The sequence below is a fragment of the Halalkalibacter okhensis genome, from assembly GCF_000787375.1.
Taxonomy (GTDB): domain Bacteria; phylum Bacillota; class Bacilli; order Bacillales; family Bacillaceae_D; genus Halalkalibacter; species Halalkalibacter okhensis.
The window spans coordinates 1-2,780 of sequence record NZ_JRJU01000078.1; the positions used below are offsets into that span (position 1 = coordinate 1).

The following is a 2,780-nucleotide window of genomic DNA, read 5'->3' on the forward strand; positions in this document are numbered from 1 at the left end:
TTAGATCAAAAACTGAACTATACCTTAAAAATATAAATGATCTTTATAAAAAGTTCAAACCTATGCCTCGAAAGGGACTGTTAGTTCGAGTTCCACTTGAACCTTCTGTCTCTTTAAAGAATGATTGGGTAAATACTTCTGTCAATGAAGTTATTTTTATCTTTCCATCTAATGAACCCCCACTTTTGTTAACTTTTGATAAAGAGAACACACCCTACTTTTTTACGTTCACCAAAAATATAAATGATTTTTTAGAGGAACTAAACTAAAAAACCTTTTCTAACAGTCAGGTGTTTATTGTTGCCCTGGCTTTTTCGTATTTCAGAGTCTATTTTCACCTTTGTACAAATGGGTAAAGTTACCATACATAAGAGAACATATTTACAAACATACTATCATTACAAAACAAGAAAGAGGTGTTTAAACATGGCAAGTAATAATAACAGTTCAAATCAATTGTTAGTACCAGGGGTCCAGCAAGCATTGGATCAAATGAAGTATGAGATTGCTTCTGAATTTGGTGTTCAACTCGGAGCAGACACGACTTCGCGTGCAAATGGATCAGTTGGTGGCGAGATTACAAAACGCCTTGTTCAAATGGCCGAGCAACAGTTAGGTGGCTCACGCTAGATCAAATCAACGCTTACACTAATGTGTAAGCGTTTCCTTTTAGTTTTTGACCCTCTTTTGATCTTTGAATTTCATGTCAAACTGCTCAAGTAAGAAGAATGGAAGTAATTGGTCCTTTTCTTTCTTCTGTTCTTTCCATATAATTTCCTGTTGAAGGAGGGATTATATGGCCGAAGTAAGGCAATTTATATTTTTTGATTTTGAAATGCTTTGTTCTGACAAAGGGATGACATTTGAATCAATGGAAGCCATACGTATTGGTGCTGTTAAATACGATATAACTACTGAAAAAATAACTACATTTGATCAATATATTAAACCTCTATCGAAAAAACCATTAAGTCGTTTTTGCAGGACGTTAACAGGAATTGAGGATAAGCATTTAATGAATGCAAGTGACTTTAAAACTGTTTTTGAAGATTTCTTAACATGGATCGGAGGCATTAAAAAGTCTCGCTTTTTCTCCTGGTCGCCTAGTGATTTAAATCGTTTGAAAACAGACGCAGCTAAACACTCAATCTCTATTTCAACCATTGCGAAAATTGAAAAACGATATGTTGATTTTCAAGCCATTTTCACGAAACGAGTTTCAAAAACGAACGCCTCGGTTGAATCCGCGTTAAATTTGTACGAATTAGACTTTATTGGTGAAAAGCATAATCCTATGTATGATTCATACAATACACTGCGCATTTATTTAAAATTTTTGCACGAGCCACTTACATCTGATTTACTGATGGTAAAGCATTTTATTTTAGAAGAGGCTACCCCCGATTCAACCCGAATCAATAGACAAGTAAAAGAAAAGCTGGTATATGAACTTTCTACATTAATTGATCATGATATATTTCGAATGAGGGATGCTCGCATACTGCTCAAACGAACACAAAATTTAGTAAAAAAATACAATAATGTTCTTATCAATCGATCAGGGCTATTTGATGAAGAAAATGTGGTAATCACAGCAAAGTTACTAGCGTTTTATCATGATCTTTTACAAATCTTTGAAGAACATCGTGCTAGTTCTTCAAAAGTATTGATTTTAGATGACTACATGGTAAAACCATTCAAGGAGCTCTATTTGAAGAGAGGATGAAAAAATCTTCCTTCATACATAAAGAATGACTCATGTTTTCTTACTCTATAATTAACATATCGTTCTTGTCAAACTGCCAATCTTCTCCATATGCTATTTCCCAATAATAACCATCTAAGTCCGTGAAATAACCACTATATCCTCCCCAAAATACACGCTGTGGTGGCTTAACAATTTCGCCTCCTGCTTCGCTCACTTTTTTTATCATTTCATCCACTTCGACTTCTGATTTTGCATTATAAGCCAACGTAATACCGGAAAACCCATTTATTACCGGTGGCTCGTTTTGATTAATGTCCTCGGCCAACTCAATTAAAGGGTACAGAGCTAATTTCGTACCTGCATTATCAAAAAATACAATATCCGGATTCTCTTCCGATACAGACGTTTTAAATCCAATCTCCTTATAAAATTGAAATGATTTTTTGATATCTTTCACTCCGAGTGTAATCAGGTTTATTCGATTCACTTTTATCATTCCCCCTTTTCTTGTTTAACTAAATTGGACGTTTGATTTGAATTTTCCTTCTTAAAATCAATGGAATTTATACTTTTCTAGTAATAAGGCTGTATTCGTATGTACATATTTACGATAAGATAGGCAGAAACTATATACTGCACACATTTCAAAACGAGGTGATCAAAGGTGAGCAAACGTTCAAAATCAAAGCGTAACATGATTAAAAGCAAAGATGCTGTACAACCAAGTACTGGCGAAGGACGTATTACAATCTCTAAAGTAAATAGAGAATTGGAAGATCAAAAAGAATAATAACTGAGGGGGTTCCAAAAAGGTAAAAACATACCTGTTTGGAACCCCCTTTCATTTTATTGATAAATTCACTTATTCTTCTTAAAATCCCCTTTTAAAATGAACGATTCAGTAATCAAACTCCTTACTGTGATCTTCAGTATGGATAAATTTTTGTTTATTTGTGATTATTTTCACATACAGGTGCATGTGTGTTCATTTAAAGTGAAATAGAAAATAGGAATTGTAAGTGTTAGAAAGATTATTTAGGAAGTGAGTGATCATTAATGAAAAAAAAGAAAA

4 protein-coding genes and 1 pseudogene are annotated in these 2,780 nt (G+C 33.6%); 4 read left to right on the forward strand and 1 reads right to left on the reverse strand.

The window, feature by feature from the left end:
* The 3 genes and pseudogenes from LQ50_RS26155 to LQ50_RS23955 form a co-directional block, all read left to right on the forward strand.
* Positions 1-269: pseudogene (locus LQ50_RS26155) on the forward strand (hypothetical protein); the annotation flags it as partial.
* Between the two features lie 157 nt (positions 270-426).
* On the forward strand, positions 427-630 hold the full coding sequence (locus LQ50_RS23950; RefSeq protein ID WP_034634246.1) for an alpha/beta-type small acid-soluble spore protein: 204 nt from the start codon (positions 427-429) through the stop codon (positions 628-630).
* Between the two features lie 166 nt (positions 631-796).
* The gene (locus tag LQ50_RS23955; protein WP_034634248.1) at positions 797-1,726 is read left to right on the forward strand and encodes a 3'-5' exonuclease; all 930 of its coding nucleotides are present in this window, start codon (positions 797-799) and stop codon (positions 1,724-1,726) included.
* A 40-nt stretch (positions 1,727-1,766) separates the two neighbouring features.
* Here LQ50_RS23955 and LQ50_RS23960 read toward each other — a convergent pair whose 3' ends face one another.
* Positions 1,767-2,195, reverse strand: a complete 429-nt coding sequence (locus LQ50_RS23960; protein WP_034634250.1) for a VOC family protein — start codon at positions 2,193-2,195, stop codon at positions 1,767-1,769.
* A gap of 177 nt (positions 2,196-2,372) precedes the next feature.
* Between LQ50_RS23960 and LQ50_RS26385 the strand changes: the two genes are divergently transcribed.
* Positions 2,373-2,498: a hypothetical protein gene (locus LQ50_RS26385; RefSeq protein ID WP_272913752.1), complete on the forward strand. Its 126-nt coding sequence runs from the start codon at positions 2,373-2,375 to the stop codon at positions 2,496-2,498.
* Positions 2,499-2,780: the final 282 nt, after the last annotated feature.

Excerpts from the sequence above, each read along its gene's own strand:
- LQ50_RS23950 (WP_034634246.1), top strand. The coding sequence starts at position 427 with ATGGCAAGTAATAATAACAGTTCAAATCAATTGTTAGTACCAGGGGTC.
- LQ50_RS23955 (WP_034634248.1), top strand. The coding sequence starts at position 797 with ATGGCCGAAGTAAGGCAATTTATATTTTTTGATTTTGAAATGCTTTGT.